A 23,364-nucleotide genomic window follows, 5' to 3' on the forward strand; every position below is an offset into this window, starting at 1 on the left:
TTAGTCGAACAGGGAATCCAGTTCTTCCAGGCTCAGGTCTTTATAATCAAAGTCACTTGGTGTAAGCTCGGTATCTTCACGTCCGGCGCAGTGGGCTACCAGTTCCTGCAAGGCTTCGGTATAGGCGGTGGCGAGGCGTTGGATGGTCTCTTCATGATATTGGCCGGGGCTGTAATAGACGGAGGTTTCCAGTTTACCACCGGTGACCATACCGATGACGTCCAGGGCATATTCCCGTCTTTCACGGGGATCTTCAAGATTACCTACGGAAGCATCGAGCACGGTAAACTGTTCGTTCTTTACTTCTGCATCAAACTGGCCAAAGTAGTTAAAGCGCACCTCGGGACTGAGGCTGAATGTCAACTCCTTTTTCACCTCCTCCGGGCTAAGGTATTGTAATATACCGTAACCGATCCCTTTGGCCGGTATGCGGCGCAGCGTTTCTTTAGTGCGTTTGATCTGCAGGCCGGCATCTTCACCGCCTGTAGTCAGTACCAAAGGGAAAAGGCTTGTAAAACAGCCCACGGTACGGTTGATATCCAGGTCGTCGGCAATTTCTTCCCTGCCGTGAGCCTCCATTTCAACCGGCACTGCTTCCAGGCCAAATGTCTTGTGCAGGCTGTTCATGAGTGCGGTCAGCAGCAAGTCGTTTACCTCCGTATTATAGGCTGCATTGGCTTTTCCCAGTAAGAGGGCGGTAGTCTCTTCATCCAGGGCCACATCTACTCTACCGGTGGTTTCGACTGTCCCTTTGTCGCCGTTGAAGTCTTTTGGCAGGACTACCCGGCCAGCCTGTTCTACTTCCTGCCAGTAGGGTATCTCACGAAGCAGTGTGGTACTGAGGGCGTATTGCTGCAGTGCTTCGGCCCATCGCTTATAGCTATCTGATTTTAGCGGAAGGAGCTGGCTATCAGCCCCTGAAGCATCCAGTAATGTTTTCAGGTCTTCCAGTAGCAGGCGCCATGAGACGCCGTCGATTACGAGGTGGTGCACGACAATAAACAGGAAGCAGCGGTCTGTAAATCTGTATATTCTGCAGGTCAGCACAGGGCCTGTTTCCAGGTTTATGCCTGCCTGTACCTTCTCCATTTCCTGCAGACAGATTTCATGGTTATATTCGCCTGAAAAGTGCTTCTCCGCTACATCTACGGGGTAGGTTGCAGCGTGATTGTACTGCGTGCTCTTTTGCAGACTAAAGGTCATCCGGAGCGCATCATGGTGCTGCTGCAGGGTATTTATGACACTTTCAACTTTATCAGCAGGCTGTTGCTGGTGCCATTCCAGTAATACGGCCTGGTTAAAATGGGCAGGCTTCTGTCGCTTACTGTCCAGGAAGCGGGCCTGGAAGGGCGTAAGGGGCACTTCTCCTTCTATAATCCCCTGCTCTGCCCTGCGGCGCACCGGCTTTACTCTTACCGCGAGGTCTTCTATAACGGGCGATGAAAATATGTCCTTAACTTCCAGTTTATACCCCTGCTGGTGCATCAGAGAGGCTACCTGTATGGCTTTTATGGAATCTCCCCCTGTCTCAAAGAAATTATCGGTACGGGCGATGGCCTCACGTCCCAGTATCTTCTGCCAGGCATCCACCAGCAGTATTTCGGCCTCTCCTTCAGCGAGGTATAGCTCCTTTTCCTCTACCTCCTTGCTATCAGGCATGGGCAGGTGCCGGCGGTCCAGCTTGCCGGTAGCCGTCCGTGCAAAGGAATCCACCTGTATAAACCGGCCGGGAATCATATAAGCAGGCAGGTGGCTTTTCAGCCATGTTTTCATGCCTTCTTCACCGTGTTCCGGTGTACCGGTGTACCAGGCAAGCAGCTCATTGCCCTGTCCGTAATCCTGCACCCCTGCCACGGCCTCATTTACTCCCGGGTAGCGCAGCAGCACATTTTCTATCTCACCGGTTTCTATGCGGAAGCCCCTGACTTTTACCTGCAGGTCATTGCGGCCCTGGTATTGGAGCAGTCCGTTTTGTGTCCACCGGCCCAGGTCGCCGGTACGGTACATGATCTCCCCCTGCTGAAAAGGATTCGACACAAAGCGTTTTTCTGTTTCTTCAGGGAGGTTTTTGTAGCCCCTGGCCAGTCCCACCCCACTGATGCATATCTCGCCGTCATAGCCCACCGGCATGAGTTGATTACGTGCATCAAGTACGTATAAGCGGGTATTGCTTACGGGCTTACCGATTGGGATAAGGGTATCCCCGGGTTTGGTGGTGTAGTACGTTACGTCTACTGACGCTTCGGTAGGCCCATACAGGTTATGCAGCGGCACACTCAGCAGGCGATAATGCAAATCTACCGTTTCGGGGTGCAGTGCTTCCCCGCTGGCAATCACACGGCGGAGGCTTTTTAACTGGTTTACACCCTCTTCACCCAACGCGTTGAGAAAGGCCTGGTACATACCGGGGACAAAGTGTACGGTAGTAACCTGGTTATCCTGAATGTGCTCTGCCAACCGGCCAGGCTCATAGATCACGTCAGGGTCGCAGAGTACCATGGTCGGTCCGTAGCACAGCGGCATAAACAGCTCCCATACGGACACGTCAAATACATAAGGGGTCTTCTGGAAAATAATATCATCCTCCCCGAACCCAAGGGCCTTGTATTGCCAGTGAATCCTGTTTACCACTCCTTTATGAGGGATAATGACGCCTTTGGGGGTGCCGGTAGAGCCGGAGGTATAGAGTATGTAGGCCGGATCATCTATACCGGGGCCTTCTTCGGGCTTAACCGGGAGGTGTTTCTGCCACGGCTCTTCGCCATCCAGGTACAATGGAGCGCTATCAGCGGGCAGGTTACGGCTTTCTTCCCCCTTTCGGGAAATAATTACCTGCAGACCGGCATTTTTCACCATATACGCTACGCGTTTATCGGGATACGCCGGGTCGATGGGTACATAGGCGGCCCCTGTTTTTAGAATAGCCAGAATAGCGATAATTCGCTCAGCGGAGGCATCGAGGCAAAGGCCTACTGCCTGCCCGGCACCGATTCTTTTTGCCTCACTCAGGTAGCCAGCCAGCCTGTCGGAAGCACTCTTTACCTCTGTAAAGGAGTGGGAAGCTCCATTATGCACGACTGCTGTCCGGTCGGGGGTGGCAGCCACCTGCTTGTCGAAAAGACTTACCAGAGTCTCTTTATCAGGAAAGGACTGATTGGTGTCATTGAAGCTGTCTTTTAGCTGTGTCTTCTCTTCTTCTGAAAGATAGTCCAGGGTGAAAAGTGACTGGCCCGAATCCTCTGCCACAGCCGCCAATACCCTGTGAAGGTGTCCGGCCATACGGCTGATCCGGGTATGGTGATACAGGTCTGTATTGTATTCAATATCTATCAACAGACCATCCTGGTCCTGACTGGCAATGAAGGTCATGTCGAATTTACTGAACACTGTGTCGGATTCAAGGGCCCTAACCTCGACGCCGGGCAGTTCGCCATATTCCTCGTTATTGACGGACTCGTTATGGAGCACCAGCATGATGTCGAAAAGGGGCGAACGGCTAAGGTCTTTTTTCAGCTTCAGGTCATCTACCAGTTTATCGAAGGGATAGTGCTGGTGGCGATACGCCTGTGAGGTGCTGTCCCTTACCGCATGCAATAAGCCGGTAAAGGAGGCGGCGCCTGCAAAGTTCGTTCTCAGGGGCAGGGTATTTACGTAAAAACCGATCTGATCTTCGAGCTCACGGAATTCCCTGCCCGCCACGGGGGTGCCGATGACCATATCCTGCTGGCCCGTATAGCGATAAAACAGGGCCTTAAGGGAAGCCATAAGTACCATGAAGAAGGTAGCCTGCTCTTTGGCGGCCAGGTTTTCCAGCTTCTGCACTACCTTCGGGCTGATCCGGAAACTATGGATGGCGCCATTAAATGTCTTTTCAAGCGGCCTTGGCTTATCCGAGGGTAGTTCCAGTAGGGGTATTTCTCCTGCAAAGGTATCGGACCAGAACGCGCGATGTGCTTTGAGATCACCCGATTGTACCTGCATGTATTGCCATTCGGCAAAGTCTTTGTACTGCACGGATAATGGCTGTAGATCAGGTTCATGCCCTGCTGCAAAAGCCTGGTAGAGGGCCTGGAAATCTTTGAAAAGTACGCCCATGCTCCACCCGTCTGAAATGATGTGGTGCATGGTAAGACCGAAAAAGTACCGGTTATCTTCTGTTTGAATCAAACGCAGGCGAACCAGGGGACCACGTTCAAGGTCAAAGGGCTGGTTCAGATCGCCATCCAGCAGGTTTATTGCCAGTATAGCCGCATCCTGTTTCCCTCTCAGGTCTGTATAGTGAGGCGCTGACGACGCCTCCTGTGCAGTCAGAACTTTTTGCCTGGGTTCTCCATTTTCCGTAACAAAAACTGTTCGCAATGACTCATGCCGTTCTACTAATGCATGGAAGGCTTTTGCGAAATGGCCGCGATCAAGGCTACCCTTTATTTCCAGGAAAAGAGGCTCATTGTAGGCTATGCCGGTATCGGCAAACTGGCTCAGTACCCAGAGTCTCTTTTGTGCATGTGAGACCTGATAAAGGGGTTTTTCCTCCGCTTTTGGGATGGTAAATGAAATAGAATTCTCTCCTTCTCTGTCTGCTATGAGTTTTGCGGCCTCTGCTATGGTAGGGTTTCTGAAAAAGTCTTCAAAATCAAAGGCTACCCTGAAGTCCGTCCGAATCCTGTTTATGATCTGGTTGGCAATGAGTGAATGGCCACCCAGTTCAAAGAAATTATCCGTTTCCTGCAGGTCATCCATCTTTAGTACGCCTGCCCAGATGGCTTTTAACCGGTCGCTGACCGGCATCTGACTGATGATGTAGGCAGCCAGTTCTGAGAGCACGGGAAAGTCGAAAATATCTTCGAAATCAAGGGCTATGGGAAAGTGATCTTCCAGGCGGTTAATGACCTTTGTGGCCATGAGGGAATCTCCTCCTGATTCGAAAAAGTCAGCATCCGAACTGATTTCATTGAGCTCGAGCACCTCAGCCCATATTTTTGCTATGGCATATTCTGTGCTGTTTGCTACGTCTATCTTTAGGGCAGGCGCCTGGTCTGCACTTTCGGTAAGCGCATTTTCGATGCCGGTGCGTACATCATCGCGTATCCAGCACCGGAGTGGCTCAAACTGGTAAGCAGGCAAGACAGCCTTACGGCCGTTTATTGCCTTTCCGTATGCCTGCATATCCACTGAGAGGCCAGCGGTGAAAGCACTGGCAAGTAAGTGGCTAATAGCATCGCCTTTTTCATTTACAGGCAAATGAATAAGCTCAAAAGGGGCCCCCTGCTGCTGTACCTTTAGTTCCTGTAATACCCCACCGGGCTGTCCTAATGCCATAAAGAGGACGGGACCTCCGGCGGTTTGGGATGCAATAAGCTGTTTTACGCGGGCCTGGATATTTTCCAGAGGCTGCGCCAGGTAAGAGGCCGCTGCTGCCAGTCCTTCTTCCAGGGAAACGGCTCCGGCAATAACCTGGCTTACGGTGCGGCCCAACCCTATCCCCAGCAGGTCATCACTCGTGATGCCCATTGATTGCAGGGTATGGTACACGCCTAACTGGTAAATGAATTGCTGGACATAGGGCTGGGTGCTTTGCTCCCCGGCCGACTGCATACACTTCTTATATATCTCGTCAAAAGCGTAATAGCGTCTAAGAAGCTTATTTTCCGCCTGAGCATCGAAGGTCTGGTCTTCCAGAAGGAAAATCAGGCGGTGCTGTCTCATATCTTTACCTTTTGCATCCTCACGGCTCAACTCCTCCTGTAAGGTGCTAAGACTGCGCGCCACAATGCCCTGTCGCTGACCAAACTGTGCCCTGCCTGTGGCAAGCGTATAACTGATATGCTTCAGGGCAGGTGCTTCAGGGCCTTCGAGGTGAGCCGCCAGGGCCTTTTTGTAGCGTACCAGAGCGTCGGGCGTTTTAGCCGATAGCGGCATAAAGTATGCCTCTTCCGGTTCTTCAAGGATTTCGGTTTCCCCGGGTGACTCCTGCAATATCATATGGCAGTTGACCCCGCTGATGCCCATAGAGCTGACGCCTGCCAGGCGGACGGGTGCGCCATTCTTCTCCCACTCCGTCAGGCTATCGTGTACATAAACGGCCCCGTTATCAAAGTCGATGAGTGGGTTAGGCTCTTCAAAATGGATAGCGGGAAACAGGGTTCTGTATTTCAGCGACATGACCACCTTTACCAGTCCGGCTAGTCCGGCCGCTCCCCGGGCATGCCCGAAGTTGGATTTGATGGTGGATATGGCGCAGAATTTCTTTTTATCGGTAAAGGTGGCAAAGGCCATGTTCAGTCCCCCGGCCTCTATGCTATCTCCCAGTTCCGTGCCGGAGCCATGGGCTTCTATAAAGCGGATATCTTCCGGCTGTATTCCGGCTTTTTTCCATGCTTTGCCGATCACCTCCGCCTGGGCTTCACTATCAGGCGCGGTAAGGCTGGCGGCACGCTCGGCATTGTTATTTACTGCACTGCCTTTAATCACGGCGTGGATGATATCCCCGTCAGCCCGGGCCTTATCCAGTGTTTTCAGCACTACACATACGGAGGCCTCACCGAAGGACATACCGTTTGCCTTAGCGGAAAAGGGCCTGGATTTGCCATCGGGAGAGTCCAGTCCTATATCGCCTATCTCATTTTTAAAAGGAAAAAGATCAATGTTCACCCCGCAGGCAAGTGCACACTCCGCATCCCCCAGCAGCAGCTCATTGCAGGCCAGGTGTACTGCTACGAGTGAACTGGAGCAACTGGTATCCACCACGATCTGGCTGCCTTTCAGATGGAAGTAGCGGCCGACCTTGGTTGCCAGGAAAGACTTGTCATTTCCGGTCTTCAGGGTTTCTACAAACTCATCGGCATGGCGGTAGTACTCATGCCCGGCATCTGCCACAAATACGGCGGTGTCACTGCCCTGGTAGCCCTGCGGACTGATGGCCGCATTGTCGAAGGCCTCCTGAACGGTTTCCAGCAGGATACGCTGGTGGGGATCCATGGTGATGGCCTCTCCTTTGGGAATGTTGAAGTAAGGATAGTCAAACCGGTCCAGGTCTTCCAGGTAGGCCGCTACCCTATACTCTTTATCAGCGGGCAAAGTGGTGCTTTTCAGCCTATCCGGGGAGATGGGCAGGAGCATATCACGCCCTTCAGCCAGAGCCTCATACATCTGGTGATGGGTGCGGATGCCGCCGGGAAACCTGAAAGCCAGGCCTATGATCGCTATGTCTCTGTTTTGAGCCATTCAGGAAATAAGGTCTTCTTCTTTTTGCAGGACTTTTGAAAATACTATCCTGTCGTCTTTGGTGTATAGTCTGCCATCGGACCACACGTAGTTTACCCGGCCCCAGTCGGTCACTGATTTCACATCCGGGAAAAAGCCGGCGCCTTTATGATTTGCACTGGTATTGCAAAGCATCGGAATACCGGAAAGCTCCTTATAGGCTTTCAGTAAGCAGGCTATCTCAGGGTTTCGCTTTTCGGTGATGGTCTGTAGCCTAGCTGATTTATCGAGATGGCAGATGGCGGGTATGCGGTCCAGCCATTCTTCCCGTACTACATGATCAAACAGCATGTAGGGGTCCGGCGTACCGGGTTGGAATATGGCGGGGGCTTCTTCTTCCAGACAAATAGGTGAAACCGGACGGTAGGCTTCCCGGTGTTTCACCTCGTTCAGTATGCCTTTCATGGTCTCTGATACCGGAGCGGCTATAATGCTGCGATTGCCCAGGGCACGGGGGCCCAGTTCTGCGCGGTGGTTCAGAAATACCACCGGTTCATTCTCTTCATGCAGCAGGCGGGCCAACTCTTCCAGGCTACAGTCGGAAGCTGACCAGCCCTGATCAGGCATATAGTCTTCCAGTTTCGGGCCGCTGTACACATCCCAGTTCAGTGCGGCGCTGCCGGTATGGTACCACATAGCCGCGCAGGCGGCGCCTATCGCACTTCCGGAGTCATTAGGAAAAGGAGGCACATATACATCGGCAAATAATCCGCTGCGTCTTATGAGGCTGTTCCATTTGATGTTCAGGGCACAGCCTCCTGCCATGCAGAGGTTGGGGGTGCCTTTGCCCTGGCGCTTTATTTTTTTGCTGAGCTTCTGCAGCAGCAGGTCACCCAGGTAATGGTGGAAGGAGCAAAGGATGTCTTCATCTGAGAATTCCTGTCCCTTGATTTTTTGCTTAAACTCCTGGGCAAATTTGTTAGCAAAGCCCATCGGAGCATCGAAGCTCTTCTTATATATCTCTTCGAAGTGAGGCCAGAGCGCCTGCCGGTTCTCTCCTTTCGCAATATAGGCCATCACCTTACCGGCAATGGAAAGATCGTCTTTGGCAAATCCGCCTTTTACTTTGAAGGGGCCGAAATGCTGGCTGAATATGGTGTAAATGTTACCAATGAGCAGGAAAAGGGGGCCGAGGTTGCGTACGGCTTTCTTTGCCGGCTCAAAATGATACATGCGTGGAAACATGCCGCCATCCCAGATAAGCACAAAGGCTTCTTCTCCCCTGTCTGCGAAGGGGCTGGTGGCATAGGCGCTCATGATATGCCCGGTCACGTGCAGGTAGCTTTCGTAGGGATAGCTTTTATCACCGATCTCTAAGCCCTCGAATGACCATTTTTCCAGCACATCGGCGTTCATCTGGCGCTCACGGTACTGGGCCACGGGCAGGGAGAACTCCTTATCTCCGTTGCGGGCGGTGAGGAAGTTATGCGTCTCCCCGATTTGCAGCCGTGGCTGTATTGCCAGGGCATCCTGGTCATATCCTCCCCAGCCGTCTATGGCAAATACATCAATGTCGTCCGGGCTGTACCCTTCTGAGGCCAGCACCTCACTGATAAGCTGCGTATCGTCAATCTCCTTGTACCGGGGATTGTTGCGCAGCTTTTCCAGTTCAATGCTGAACAGTAATCTATTGCCATCTATAAGGGCAACCGCCCCGTCATGGGTTAATTTTAATCCGCAAATCTTCATTAAAACTCAATAAGGTTTTTGCCTGCAGAGGATTCCATGGGTTCCTCTTTACCTACAGGGGCTACCAGCGCAGCCTGTTTCCTGATAGTAGGGTGACTGAATAATTGGTGTACCTGCACCATACCAGGGTATTGTGCGTCGATAAGGCGGTACAAACGAATGACTTTGACGGAGTTTCCTCCTACTGAGAAAAAGTTATCCGCAGCAGAAAAGGCGTCATGTCCGAGTACTTCCTGCCAGCTTTCTTTCAGGCTTTGTTCTACCGGTGAAAGCTCTTCAGCCTCACCAGCTACCTGTGTATGTTCCGGAGCAGGGTCAGGCAGTCTTCTCCGGTCTATCTTACCATTCTGTGTAAGGGGCAGGCTGTCCATGTGCGTGAGCCACTGGGGCACCATGTAGCCGGGCAGGTGGGCCTGCAGGTGACTGCGGAGGGCGGTTTCGTCTACCTCGTGGCCGGTGTAGTAGCCGGCCAGGTAGCCATCGCCGCTTTCGTCTTCGCCTTTGATCACAACGGCCTGCTCTATTCCCTCATACCTTGTCAGTACCTGGGCAATCTCAGCGGGCTCGATGCGGTAGCCTCTCAGCTTTACCTGTTCATCAGCACGGCCCAGGTATTCCAGGGTACCGTCTTCACGCCAGCGGCACAGGTCACCGCTGCGGTACAGGGTCTCGTTTGCTTTAAAGGGATGGCTTACGAACCGCTCAGCGGTCAGCTCAGGACGGTTGATGTAGCCTTTGCCTACGCCTACGCCGCCGATGTAAAGTTCACCGGGTATGCCGATGCCTGCAGGCTGCTGATTTCGGTCAAGTACAAAGACCTCTGTGTTGGGTATGACGCTGCCAATGTTGTTTTCGCTTAGCCTCTCTCCTTCCCTGATCTCTTCGCAGGTGGAGTCTACGGTGCATTCGGTCACGCCGTAGACGTTGAGTAGCAGGCTGTCTTTTCCGGCAAGTTTGCTATAACGTTCTGCCAGTTTTGTATCCAGCGCTTCGCCTCCCACCAGTGTATAGCGCAAGCCATTGTAAGGCTTCTCCGCCATGCTGTCGAGCAGCAGGCTGAGGTATGATGGCGTGATGTCCAGCACGTCCACCTGGTATTCCCTGAGCCTTTCGAGGTAGTGGGCCGGGTCGCGCTTTTCGTCTTCCGGTAGCAGCACCAGGGTGGTGCCGTTCAGAAGCGGGGCGTACAATTGCTGTACGGAGGCATCGAAGTTGGTCGAGGCGGTCAGCATGGCTGTTTTAGCGCCTTGACTGTAGATTTTCTCTCCCAGCCAGTGGCTCAGGTTTACGACGCCTTTATGGGGTATGGCCACGCCTTTTGGCCTGCCGGTGGTGCCGGAGGTGTAAAGGACATAGGCGGTATCGTCAGGACTTGAGCTTACCTCAGCAGGCTTAGTTTCGCCCTGGCTGATGGTTTCTATTTCAATAACCTGCCTACCTTCCAGATGAAGGGCTTCCGGCAGGCCGTCGGTCAGTATCAGACGGATGCCGCAGTCTTCCAGCATATAGCTGATACGCTCTTGCGGGTAGCTTTTGTCTATGGGGCAATAGCTGCCACCTGCCTTCAGTATACCGAAGATGGCGACCATCAGGTCGATGCTTCTCCCGCACATCAGCCCGGTCACCTCATTCCGTACCTGCGGATGGTTTGCCTGCAGCCAGGTGGCTATGCTGTCCGAGCGGCGGTCAAGTTCCGCATAGCTCAGTTCACGGGTAGCATCACGCAGAGCGATAGCGTCCGGGGTCCTGGCTACCTGCTTGCTGAACAGCTCGTGAAGTGTTGCATTGACCGGGTAAACCTTTTCTCCCTGTCCGAAGCTGAGAACGCTTTGCTGTTCTTCCTCTGTCGTGTAGCTCACCTGATGGAGGATGATCTCCGGCTGGGCCAGCAACTGGCTAAGCAGGTGCTGATAGTGGGCAAGTAAGCGCTGCATACGTTGGGGGCGGTAGAGCTGGCTGTCGTACTCGGCGATGAGCTTCAGGCTTCCGTCCTGTGTTTTACGGGCGGTGAGCAGCAGGTCGAACTTGCTGGTGGGCGAAGGCACGGGGGCCTCTTCTATGCCCAGCCCGGCCAGGTCTTCTATCCGGCGGCCGTCCAGGGTGGTCTCTTCCCACAGGAACATGACATCGAACAGCTTGTCGGTGTCCAGGGCTTCTACCAGAAGGTCATAGGGATAGGCCTGCCGGGCAAAGTCTTCGGTGGTGTTTCGCTTCACGGCGCTTAGCAGGCTGGAGAAGCTCTCTTCTCCCTTTACCTGCTGGCGCAGGGCCAGGGTGTTGACGTAAAAGCCTGCCTGCCGTTCAAGCTGGGGGTGCTCCCGTCCGCTCACGGCGGTGCCGATGACCAGATCATCCTGGCCGGTGTAGCGGTAGAGTAAGACGTCCAATGCGCTCAGTAGCACCATGAAGGGGCTGGCCCCTGCCTGCTGGCCTGTCTCTTTGAGTTGGCTGAAAAGCGATTCAGCCAATACAATTTCTTCCTTGCCACCCTGGTACTGCTTCTGTCCTTCACGGCGGCTGTCTTTGGGTAGTTCCAGTACGGGGGCACCGTCTTTAAAGCGCTCTTTCCAATAGGCCAGTTGGCTCTCACCGTTTTGCGCTAGCTGTTCCTGCTGCCAGAATACATAGTCTTTGTATTGTATGCCGGGTGCTTCCAGCGCAGGGTCATGGCCCTTTTCCAGTGCTTCGTATAGCTGCACCAGTTCATCGACCAGCACTTCGCCGGACCAGCCGTCGGAAATGATGTGGTGCATGTTGAACAGCAGCAGCCCGCCATCTGCTGTAGCGGCCAGGTGGCAACGTAGCAGGGGCCCGTTCTCCAGGTCAAACAGGTGGCTTTGTTCTGCCTCAATCAGTTCATCAGTTGCCGTGCCTGCGGTGTGGGCGTGGAAGGCGAAGGCTGCTGTGCCCGCCGGTTTAATCTTTTGTATGACCTGCCCGGCTTCCATGTGGAAGGTGGTGCGCAGTATCTCGTGGCGGTCGCTCAGCTTTTGCAGGGCCTTGCGGAAGGTGCTTGCCTCGGGCAGGCGGGACAGCTTGTAGGCGGACACCATATTGTAGGCCTGGCTGCCTCCCTCCTGCTGGCTGAGCATCCATATACGGTGCTGGCCGTGGCTCAGGGGATAGGTTGCCTGTGCGGGAGCGCGTTCGATCGGGGCGTAGCCTTCTGCTGTGCTTTGCGCCAGATGGGCGGCGAGTTCGCGAAGGGTGGGCTGGCGGAACAGGTCACGCAAGTCAAGCTTAATGCCTAAATCGCGGTAAACGGCCATCACTACCTGCATGGCTTTGAGCGAATGCCCGCCGATGGTGAAGAAGTTATCTTCCAGGCGGATGTGCTTGCGGCCCAACACCTGCTGCCAGATGTCACTTACAGACTGCTCCATGGCGGTCAGCTCCTCGGCCGGTAGATTTGCTTGGTCAATGTCCGGGGCAGGCAGGTTTTTCTTATCCACTTTACCGTTCGGGGTCAGTGGCAGGCTGTCCATGTGCGTGAGCCACTGGGGCACCATGTAGCCGGGCAGGTGGGCCTGCAGGTGACTGCGGAGGGCGGTTTCTTCTGCCTCGCTGCCGGTGTAGTAGGCGGCCAGGTAGCCGTCGCCGCTTTGGTCTTCGCCTTTGATCACAACGGCCTGCTCGATTCCCTCATACTTTTTCAGTACCTGGGCAATCTCAGCGGGCTCGATGCGGTAGCCTCTCAGCTTTACCTGTTCGTCAGCACGGCCCAGGTATTCCAGCGTACCGTCTTCACGCCAGCGGCACAGGTCGCCGCTGCGGTACAGGGTCTCGTTTGCTTTAAAGGGATGGCTTACGAACCGCTCAGCGGTCAGCTCAGGACGGTTGAGGTAGCCTTTGCCTACGCCTACGCCGCCGATGTAAAGCTCACCGGGTATGCCGATGCCTGCAGGCTGCTGATTTCGGTCAAGCACTAAGACCTCGGTGTTGGGTATGACGCTGCCAATGTTGTTTTCGCTTAGCCTCTCTCCTTCCCTGATCTCTTCGCAGGTGGAGTCTACGGTGCATTCGGTCACGCCGTAGACGTTGAGTAGCAGGCTGTCTTTTCCGGCAAGTTTGCTATAGCGTTCTGCCAGTTTTGTATCCAGCGCTTCGCCTCCCACCAGTGTATAGCGCAAGCCATTGTAAGGCTTCTCCGCCATGCTGTCGAGCAGCAGGCTGAGGTATGATGGCGTGATGTCCAGCACGTCCACCTGGTATTCCCTGAGCCTTTCGAGGTAGTGGGCCGGGTCGCGCTTTTCGTCTTCCGGTAGCAGTATCAGGGTGGCGCCGTTCAGAAGCGGAGCGTACAACTGTTGCACGGAGGCATCGAAGTTGGTCGAGGCGGTCAGCATGGCTGTTTTAGCGCCTTGACTGTAGATTTTCTCTCCCAGCCAGTGGCTCAGGTTTACAACGCCTTTATGCGGTATGGCCACGCCTTTGGGCCTGCCGGTGGTGCCGGAGGTGTAAAGGACATAGGCGGTATCGTCAGGACTTGAGGCTACCTCAGCAGGTTTAGTTTCGCCCTGGCTGATGGTTTCTATTAATGCAGGTGTAATTCCTTCAAAGGATATGGCTTCCGGCAGGCCGTCGGTCAGTATCAGACGGATGCCGCAGTCTTCCAGCATATAGCTGATGCGCTCCTGCGGGTAGCTTTTGTCTATGGGACAATAGCTGCCGCCTGCCTTCAGTACGCCGAAAATGGCGACCATCAGGTCGATGCTTCTCCCGCACATCAGCCCGGTCACCTCATTCCGTACCTGCGGATGGTTTGCCTGCAGCCAGGTGGCTACGCTGTCCGAGCGGCGGTCAAGTTCTGCATAGCTCAGTTCACGGGTACCATCACGCAGGGCGATGGCTTCGGGTGTGCTGGCTACCTGCTTGCTGAACAGCTCGTGAAGTGTTGCATTGACCGGGTAAACCTTTTCTCCCTGTCCGAAGCTGAGAACGCTTTGCTGTTCTTCCTCTGTCGTGTAGCTCACCTGATGGAGGATGATCTCCGGCTGGGTCAGCAACTGGCTAAGAAGGTGCTGATAGTGGGCAAGTAAGCGCTGCATACGTTCGGGGCGGTAGAGCTGGCTGTCATACTCGGCGATGAGCTTCAGGCTTCCGTCCTGTGTTTTACGGGCGGTGAGCAGCAGGTCGAACTTGCTGGTGGGCGAAGGCACGGGGGCCTCTTCTATGCCCAGCCCGGCCAGGTCTTCTATCCGGCGGCCGTCCAGGGTGGTCTCTTCCCACAGGAACATGACATCGAACAGCTTGTCGGTGTCCAGGGCTTCTACCAGAAGGTCATAGGGATAGGCCTGCCGGGCAAAGTCTTCGGTAGTGTTTCGCTTCACGGCGCTTAGCAGGCTGGAGAAGCTCTCTTCTCCCTTTACCTGCTGGCGTAAGGCCAGGGTGTTGACGTAAAAGCCTGCCTGCCGTTCAAGCTGGGGGTGCTCCCGTCCGCTCACGGCGGTGCCGATGACCAGATCATCTTGTCCGGTGTAGCGGTAGAGTAAGACGTCCAATGCGCTCAGTAGCACCATGAAGGGGCTGGCTCCTGCCTGCTGGCCTGTCTCTTTGAGTTGGCTGAAAAGCGATTCAGCCAATACAATTTCTTCCTTGCCACCCTGGTACTGCTTCTGTCCTTCACGGCGGCTGTCTTTGGGTAGTTCCAGTACGGGGGCACCGTCTTTAAAGCGCTCTTTCCAATAGGCCAGTTGGCTCTCACCGTTTTGCGCTAGCTGTTCCTGCTGCCAGAATACATAGTCTTTGTATTGTATGCCGGGTGCTTCCAGCGCAGGGTCATGGCCCTTTTCCAGTGCTTCGTATAGCTGCACCAGTTCATCGACCAGCACTTCGCCGGACCAGCCGTCGGAGATGATGTGGTGCATGTTGAACAGCAACAGCCCGCCATCTGCTGTAGCGGCCAGGTGGCAACGTAGCAGGGGCCCGTTCTCCAGGTCAAACAGGTGGCTTTGTTCTGCCTCAATCAGTTCATCAGTTGCCGTGCCTGCGGTGTGGGCGTAGAAGGCGAATGCTGCTGTGCCCGCCGGTTTAATCTTTTGTATGACCTGCCCGGCTTCCATGTGGAAGGTGGTGCGCAGTATCTCGTGGCGGTCGCTCAGCTTTTGCAGGGCCTTGCGGAAGGTGCTTGCCTCGGGCAGGCGGGACAGCTTGTAGGCGGACACCATATTGTAGGCCTGGCTGCCTCCCTCCTGCTGGCTGAGCATCCATATACGGTGCTGGCCGTGGCTCAGGGGATAGGTTGCCTGTGCGGGAGCGCGTTCGATCGGGGCGTAGCCTTCTGCTGTGCTTTGCGCCAGATGGGCGGCGAGTTCGCGAAGGGTGGGCTGGCGGAACAGGTCACGCAAGTCAAGCTTAATGCCTAAATCGCGGTAAACGGCCATCACTACCTGCATGGCTTTGAGCGAATGCCCGCCGATGGTGAAGAAGTTATCTTCCAGGCGGATGTGCTTGCGGCCCAACACCTGCTGCCAGATGTCACTTACAGACTGCTCCATGGCGGTCAGCTCCTCGGCCGGTAGATTTGCTTGGTCAATGTCCGGGGCAGGCAGGTTTTTCTTATCCACTTTACCGTTCGGGGTCAGTGGCAGGCTGTCCATGTGCGTGAGCCACTGGGGCACCATGTAGCCGGGCAGGTGGGCCTGCAGGTGACTGCGGAGGGCGGTTTCTTCTGCCTCGCTGCCGGTGTAGTAGGCGGCCAGGTAGCCGTCGCCGCTTTGGTCTTCGCCTTTGATCACAACGGCCTGCTCGATTCCCTCATACTTTTTCAGTACCTGGGCAATCTCAGCGGGCTCGATGCGGTAGCCTCTTAGCTTTACCTGTTCGTCAGCACGGCCCAGGTATTCCAGCGTACCGTCTTCACGCCAGCGGCACAGGTCGCCGCTGCGGTACAGGGTCTCGTTTGCTTTAAAGGGATGGCTTACGAACCGCTCAGCGGTCAGCTCAGGACGGTTGATGTAGCCTTTGCCTACGCCTACGCCGCCGATGTAAAGCTCACCGGGTATGCCTGCGGGCAGCAGTGACTTGTCAGCATCAAGAATATAGTATGCTACGCCTGGCAGGGGTTTCCCGATGGGGACGATGCCTTCGCGTAGGGTTTCGTTTTTGCCTGCTTCGAAAAAGGAGCTGTCAATAGTGGTTTCTGTGGTACCGAAGCTGTTGATCAGCCTGGTGGTATCAGGCAATTGCGCCCTGAGCCTGTTGTAGTCAGCAGCAGCGAATACATCGGAGCCTACTACCAGGAGCTTCAGGTCGGGGAAGGTATGCCCTGTGCGGCTGGCCTCGTCGAACAGGGGCACTACCAGGCCGGGGGTGGCTTCCATAAAGCTGATGTGGTGGCCTTGTAGCAGGTGCAGCAGCAGGGCAGGATCGGTTTTGGATTCTACCGGACAGATGACCAGCTCTCCACCAAAGCAGAGGGTACGGGAGAGGTCACCGAAGAATACGTCAAAGGCTATGCTGGCGACAGCCAGGCTACGCACGTCAAAGTCATTCAGCCCATACGCTTTTTGCCAGGAGGCGGTCATGCCCTGTACATTGCGGTGGGTGATCGCCACACCTTTGGGTAAACCGGTGGAGCCTGATGTGTGGATGATATAGATGAGGTCATCCGGGCCGGTGCTTATTTCCGGCTTAGCGGTGGATTTCGCAGCGGCAGCTCTTAGTACCTTGTTTACCTGTTCGTGTTCCTCATCCTCTCCTATCAGCAGGGCAAGATTGCTTTGGGAAATGATATGCTGTACGCGCTCCACTGGGTAAACTGGATCAATAGGTACGAATACAGCCCCTGCTTTAATAATACCAAGCAACAGGACAACGGCCTCAGGGGAAGCATGGCTCATAAGCCCGACGGCTGCGCCCTGCCCCACTTTATAATCTTCTATCAGTAGCCGTGCTACCTGGTTGGCCTGGTCATTGAGTTGCCTGTAGGTAATGATCTGATTCTGGTAGCGGATAGCAACCTTATCCGGCTGTATGGCGGCTTGCTTTTCTATCCGCTGAAGGAAGGTTGCCGCATACTCCGCTTCAGGTAATGCCTCACCGCCCTGGCGAAGCAACCGGCCTTTTTCTTGAGGTGACAGGTAATCCAGGGCAGCCAATGGCTGGTTCGGATCGTTAAGCGCCTCATCTAATAATTGCTTAAAGTGCGCCTGAAGGCGGAGGATGAAATCTTCGCTGAACACCTCATCGCTGTACTCCAGTCGCATGTCCAGTGAGTTTTTATTTCCGAAGAAATCAATAGAGAGGTCGAACTGGCTGTACTGCTGTTCCCAGGCTATCTCATGTGCCTGAACTCCGTCAATATTGTTTAGCTCCTGGTAGGCGGCTTCTTTTTCCTGGTAGCCAACCATGATATCGAAGAGGGGTGAATGGCCGGGGGCTATTTCAGGGTCGAGCTTGTCAACGAGTTTGTCGAAGGGATAATATTTGTGCGCATAGCCGCTTCTTATGGTCTCACTTACTTTTTCAAGCAGGATTGTAAATGGCTGGCTGGCCTCAAACGAGGTTCTGAGTGCCAGGGTATTCAGCAGGTTGCCTACCTGACCCTGCAGACCGTTATCATCTCTCAAGGCTACGGGTGTGCCCAGGATTATATCTGACTTGCCGGTATATTTATAAAGCAGGGCCTTGGTGGCCGCCAGCAATACCGCAAAGGGAGTCGTTTGCTGCTCTGAGCAGAGACGTCTAAGTCTTTCCACTAACTCTTTTTCCAGCCTGAAGCTCAGAGAGCGCCCGGTAAATGTCCTGTCAGCAGGGCGGGCCTTGTCAGCGGGCATTTCCAGCACGGGTAATTCTCCTGACAGGTGGTCCAGCCAGTACTTTTCGCTTTCCTCAAATGCCTGGGCTCTTTCCCAAATGGCATAATCCGCAGGTGTCAGGGCCGTGCCGGGCAGTTCGGGCCGGGCATCATTCACCAGTGCATTGTAGACGGTTGCCAGTTCGGCGGCCAGTACATTCACAGACCAGCCGTCGGCAATGATGTGGTGCAAGCTCAGGTAGAACACATGGCTGTCCTTCCCGGTCTTGTACAGACCTGCCCGCATCAGCGGAGCTTCCTCGAGAGTAAAAGGGCTGTGGAATATCTGGCTTAGCTTTTCGCGAATCTGTTCCGTGGTCTCATTCGCTAAATCGTCATAGCGGAATGCGATCTTTGCCTCATCCGATGGCATGACCTGCTGTATTACCTCTCCCTCTGCTTCTTTGAAGCGAGTTCGCAGGGCAGGGTGCCGCGCAACAAGGTGCTGCAGGGCTTCCTGAAGCTGATCAGGATGAAGGATGCCCTGCAGTTCAAAGGCCCATGACAGATTATAGGCCGTATGCTGCCCCCCTGTCTGCTGCAGGAGCCACATCCGCTTCTGGGCATGTGATACCGGGTAATAGGTCTGAACGGGGGCTTCTGTTATTCCGGATGCTTTCTGATCTGGTTCTTTTACCGCCAGTAGTTCCGCTATCTCCCGTACGGTGGGGTGCAAAAAGACATCCTGAACCCTCAGCTCAGAGCCTGTCAGCTTGCTTACGCGGGCCGCCAGTTGCACGGCACTGATGCTGTTTCCTCCGGCGGCAAAGAAGTTCTGAGTTACGCTGGTACTCTTTTCGCCATGCAGGTCCTGCCATATGGCAAGGATTTGCTCTTCCAGCAGGGAAGCGGGCTTAGCTACAGAGGATTGCGGTGCCTCAAAGGGATCGGGCAATGCTCGTTTATCGACTTTGCCGTTGGCAGTAAGCGGGTATTGCTGCAGACCTACAAACAGACCGGGCACCATATAGTCAGGGAGTATCTGCGCGGCTGATTGGCGTAAGTCGCTTTCCAGCAGGTCAGGACGGGTATGGTAGGCTACCAGCACCTTCTCCCCGGCGGGGTTTCTTTTTACCTGAATGATGACCTCCGGCAAAATGCCTTTTCCGGTAAGGGTGGCTTCTACCTCTGCAGGTTCCACGCGGTGGCCTCTGATCTTTACCTGCCGGTCTTTGCGCCCAATAAATACGAGGCATCCGTCTGCCCGCCGGCGAGCGAGGTCACCGGTGCGGTATAGCTTTTCGGATGAATTGTACGGGCTGGTAATAAAGCGATTACCTTCTTCCTCCGGACGGTTCAGGTAGCCAAGGGCCAGTCCTTTCCCTCCTATGTAGAGTTCACCGGGCACTTCATCTTCTACCTCTTCCAGTTGCTCATCCAGCAGCCATACTTCTTTGCCGGGTACGGCTTTACCGATCACTGAGGCTTCGGCAGGCGAGTCTACTTTGTACCAGGTAGCGCAAACGGTGGTTTCTGTGGGGCCGTAGGTATTAAATACGTCTGTTTTCTGCCCTACTATATGGTTTATGTGAGATGCCTGCAGGGCGTCTCCTCCACTGATGAGGAGGCGCAGGCTATCCAGTCCGTCAATGTTTTTATTCAACTCATTGATCACCAAGGGTGTAGTGGACAGCACAGTGGCCTTCTCCTCCCGGATAAGTTTTCTGAGGGCCTGCACATTCCGGCCTCCCTCCTGCGCTATGACAACCTGGCCACCACTTATCAGGGTGGGGAAGACCTCTTCCAGTATGGTATCAAATGAGGGAGAGGCCTGCTGGATTACCCTGTCATTTTCATTAATCCCGAAATACTGAGCAAAGGTGCGGACATAGTGACTGAAAGCGTCCTGTGAAATGACCACGCCTTTGGGGCGGCCGGTAGTCCCTGAGGTGTACAGGATGTAGGCCGCTTTTTCTGCATCAGTTTCGCCTGTTGTACCCCCGGCATGTTCGGTTTGATATATTTCTTCAGGGTTGACAGCCTTCACTTCCCACTCTGCGGGTACCTGCTGATCAGTCAGCAAAAGTCCGGCCCGGGCATCATCCAGCATAAAGGCAACGCGATCTGCAGGATAGGCGGGGTCAATAGGAAGGAAGGGCCTGGCGACTTTCTGTATAGCCAGCATGGCAGTCAACCTGTCTATTGATGGCGGCAGCATAATGGCGATGGCCTTGCCGGTTTTTGCGGGGATAGACTGGTCCAGGTAGTCTGCGAGTATATTTACTTTTTCAGATAGCTCCTGGTAGCTTATGATTGCCTCCCCGCACCTGATAGCGGTACGCTCAGGATATTGTGCAGCAGCTTTCTCAAAAAGGCTGAAGACGGAGGCAAACCGATCTTCGGAAGGCTCATCTTTTATTTCCTTATTACTGGAAATGAGTTCTTCCGGCCCTGCGGGTAGGGTTGCAAGTGTTTTTATTAGCTCTGTTGATACTTCTTTGATCTCTTCTGCGGAGAAGACTTGCCTGCTGTACCGGATGGTAAGGTTGAGGGTATCTCCGGCCGGTATGCATTCCAGGTGCAGATCGGTCAGGCAGGTACTAGTTTCAGGCTCCTCTTTTACCTCCACTTCCAGCTCATTGAGGCGCAGGGGCAGTAGCTCGCTGAAGTTCTGAAGGATAAGCAATACATGGTACGGGGCTGACTGATCTCCGGAGGAAATAAGCTGCTCGGCAGGATAGGACTGATGCGCTGCAGCATTCAATACTTTCTCCTTTACCTGGGCGAAAAGCTCTCTGCCGGAGGTACCTTGCTGTATCCGGATGCGGAGGGGGACGCTGTTGAGATGGCACCCTACCTGATCTTCCATGCCAGGTATATTTCTGCCTGCAAAATCGGAAGCGATGATAAAGTCTCTTTTACCGGTATAGGCATGTAGCCAGGTGGCCACACCGGTAAGGAGGGACATAAAGAGGGTGCCGCCTTCATTGGCCGCCATCTCCTGCAAGCCTTTGTTTACTGCTGCCGGTAATGAGGTTTGGCTCCTGCCTCCCTCGAAAGGCGCTGCTTCATAGCCACTTTTGTTCCAGAAATCTGTAGCTGAGCGATAACCTCCCAGTTCCTTCTCCCAGTAGGCTTTGTGAGCCTGCTCTGTCAATTCATGGCGGTATGCGGCAATGTCTTTTTGCTGAAAAGGCAGAGGGGCTAAGGGGCCTGCGGTTTCAGAGACTTGTGTATTGTACAGGGCACTGAGGTCGCGAAGCAGCACATTGGCGGACCAGCCGTCTGCTATACTGTGGTGTAGTTTGATAAACAGGATATAGTGCTGCCTATCAAGTTCGTAAAGGATGGCTTCTGCCAGGGGACCGTTTGCAAGATCAAAAGGCTCTTTGGTACGTCCCTTTATGTCATCCGCAATCTGCCGGTCTGCCATGCCTTTGATATACTCCATGGCAAAACGGACATCGGATGCAGGCAATACTTTCTGCCTAATCTCTTTCCCTTGTGGGGCAAATACGGTGCGCAGACTTTCGTGCCTTTTTATAAGCCCATCCCAGGCAACTGACAAGGCGGTTTTATCCATCGGCCCGCTGATATGGAAGAGAAGCGGGATAAGCGCTACGGGCATGCCCTGGCTTAGCTGATCAAGGTACCAGAAGCGCTGCTGCTGGAAGGTGACAGGATAAGAATCAGATTCGGGTGCGGGGGCTATCCGGCTGGCCTGGTTTTGCCTGCTCCTGCCTTCAAGGGTATGGGCGAGGGCCGACAGGTCAGTACTTTCAAAAATATCTTTAAGGCTTACGGGGTAGCCTGTTTTACCTGTTATGGCGGATGCCAGACGGGTAGCCTGTAAACTGTTTAGCCCGGTTTGGGCAAAGGTAAGACCCACTGCGGGGTAGGTGCCGAACAGGCTATGCCATACCTGCAGCAGGGTGTCTGACAGGGATGCAGCACTCTTTTGCTCCGGCTGTGGCAGGCTGGCTGAGAGTTCCTTAATCTGCTCATCAAAGTGGCCCTGCTCATACTGCTGCACCAGCTCGAAGTGCTGTACCTTGCCACTGGTGGTTTTGGGTACCTGCCTTATGGGAAGCACATGCTTCACGTCCAGTCCCAGTTGGTGAAATACGGTTTGCTTTACCTGTTCTGCCAGAGGCTGAAAGGCCTGCAGGTTCTTTTTATGGAGCAGGAAGAACAGCAACTCGTCGGAGGCGTTGTCCGCAGGGCGTGCGGCACAAGCGACTACGGTACCGGCCTCCCTGTTCAGTGCGTTCATTACCACCTGTTCCAGGTCGTGGGGGTAGTAGTTCTGGCCGTTTATGATGATGAGGTTTTTGGCCCGCCCGGTGATGATGAGCTCGCCTTCATGCCACAGGCCGATGTCGCCGGTACGCAACCAGCCGTCCTTTGTAAATAGCTGACCGGTAGCTTTTTCATTCCTGTAGTATCCTGCGGTAACATTGCCTCCCTTAATCAGGATATTTCCTGCGACACCCTCCGGTAATTCCTTATCATAATCATCCGCTATACAAACTTCACAGTGATCTACAGGACGACCTACTTTCACAAAGGAAAGTGTCTCCTCTCCGGCGGGGCTTTCCTCCACCTTATCTCCTACCTGTAGCTTATCTCTTCTTAAGGTAGCCACCCTGAGGGGGGAGCCTGGGTGGGGTAAAGAAACAGCAACGGAGGCCTCTGCCAGTCCATAACCGGGGTACATAGCATTCTCTCTCAGACCGTAACGGCTAAAACGGGCAGTAAACTCACGGCACAGGGCTGCAGAAATCGGCTCGGCCCCGTTGTAGATCAGTCTTACACTGCTGAGGTCAATAGATTGCTCTTTGTCAAAATTAGACAGTAGGTAGTGATAGCCGAAATTAGGGGAATAGAGATGGGTGGCACGGTGAGCGGAGGCTTTTTGCACCCAAAGGGAAGGCCGGCGAATAAAGAGGCCGGTGGGCATCAGGTACTGGTCGAGGTTAGCCACCATACCGGCCAAATGGAAGCAAATCATGCCCATGTCATGGGTAAGGGGCATCCAGCTGAGGAGCCTGTCCCCTTCTACAATGGCGGAACGTTCTACTATGTCAGAGGCATTGGTGACCAGGTTGTGGTGGGTGAGTATCACGCCTTTCGGATCGCCGGTAGAGCCGGAAGAATACTGGACGTAGGCCGGCTCGTTACCTGAAACGGTAACAGGAGTAGCGGCTTCAGGGTATTGAAGCAGTTCCGAAGGATGGAAGGTACGCTCTGAATCAGGCTGTGCCAGCTCTTTTTCTCCTACAAAGCGCAGCACTCTTTCCGCGTACTCCTTATCCACTACCCAGAATGGATCAGCCATTGTAGCCCATACGGCGACAAACTTTTCCAGGTGGGCACTTCTGCCACCTACTGATAGGGGGACGGGTATAAAGCCACCGAGGATACAGGACCAGAAAGTTACCAGCAGCTCCTGGTTATCTTCCAGTTGTATAATTACCTGGTCACCCTTGTGCACACCTCTTGCCTTAAAGGCGGCCAGGGTGCGGCAAGCCTTTTCATATAGTGCCTTATAAGACAGATAGTGCTCTTCTGCATTACCTTCTATAAAGGTGATGCCATGCCTGTCTGCCCCGGCATTCCGGTTAAGTATTTCTGTAAGGGTGTTTATCAAAGGTCTTTCTCAGCTGGCTGGTCAG

General features: G+C 54.2%; 3 protein-coding genes. All 3 read right to left on the bottom strand.

The window, feature by feature from the left end; all coding sequences use genetic code 11:
- From AB9P05_RS21325 to AB9P05_RS21335, 3 genes are read right to left on the bottom strand one after another with little or no spacing between them, the layout of a single operon-like run.
- Nucleotides 1-7,224: an amino acid adenylation domain-containing protein gene (locus AB9P05_RS21325; RefSeq protein WP_371910862.1), complete on the bottom strand. Its 7,224-nt coding sequence runs from the start codon at nucleotides 7,222-7,224 to the stop codon at nucleotides 1-3.
- Nucleotides 7,225-8,952, bottom strand: a complete 1,728-nt coding sequence (locus tag AB9P05_RS21330) for a carbamoyltransferase N-terminal domain-containing protein (RefSeq protein ID WP_371910863.1) — start codon at nucleotides 8,950-8,952, stop codon at nucleotides 7,225-7,227.
- Complete coding sequence (locus AB9P05_RS21335) at nucleotides 8,952-23,339, bottom strand: amino acid adenylation domain-containing protein (protein WP_371910864.1); 14,388 nt, start codon at nucleotides 23,337-23,339, stop codon at nucleotides 8,952-8,954. The genes AB9P05_RS21330 and AB9P05_RS21335 overlap by 1 nt, the downstream gene beginning before the upstream one ends.
- Nucleotides 23,340-23,364 lie beyond the last annotated feature (25 nt).

It is taken from the genome of Roseivirga sp. BDSF3-8, from assembly GCF_041449215.1.
Classification (GTDB): Bacteria; Bacteroidota; Bacteroidia; order Cytophagales; family Cyclobacteriaceae; genus JBGNFV01.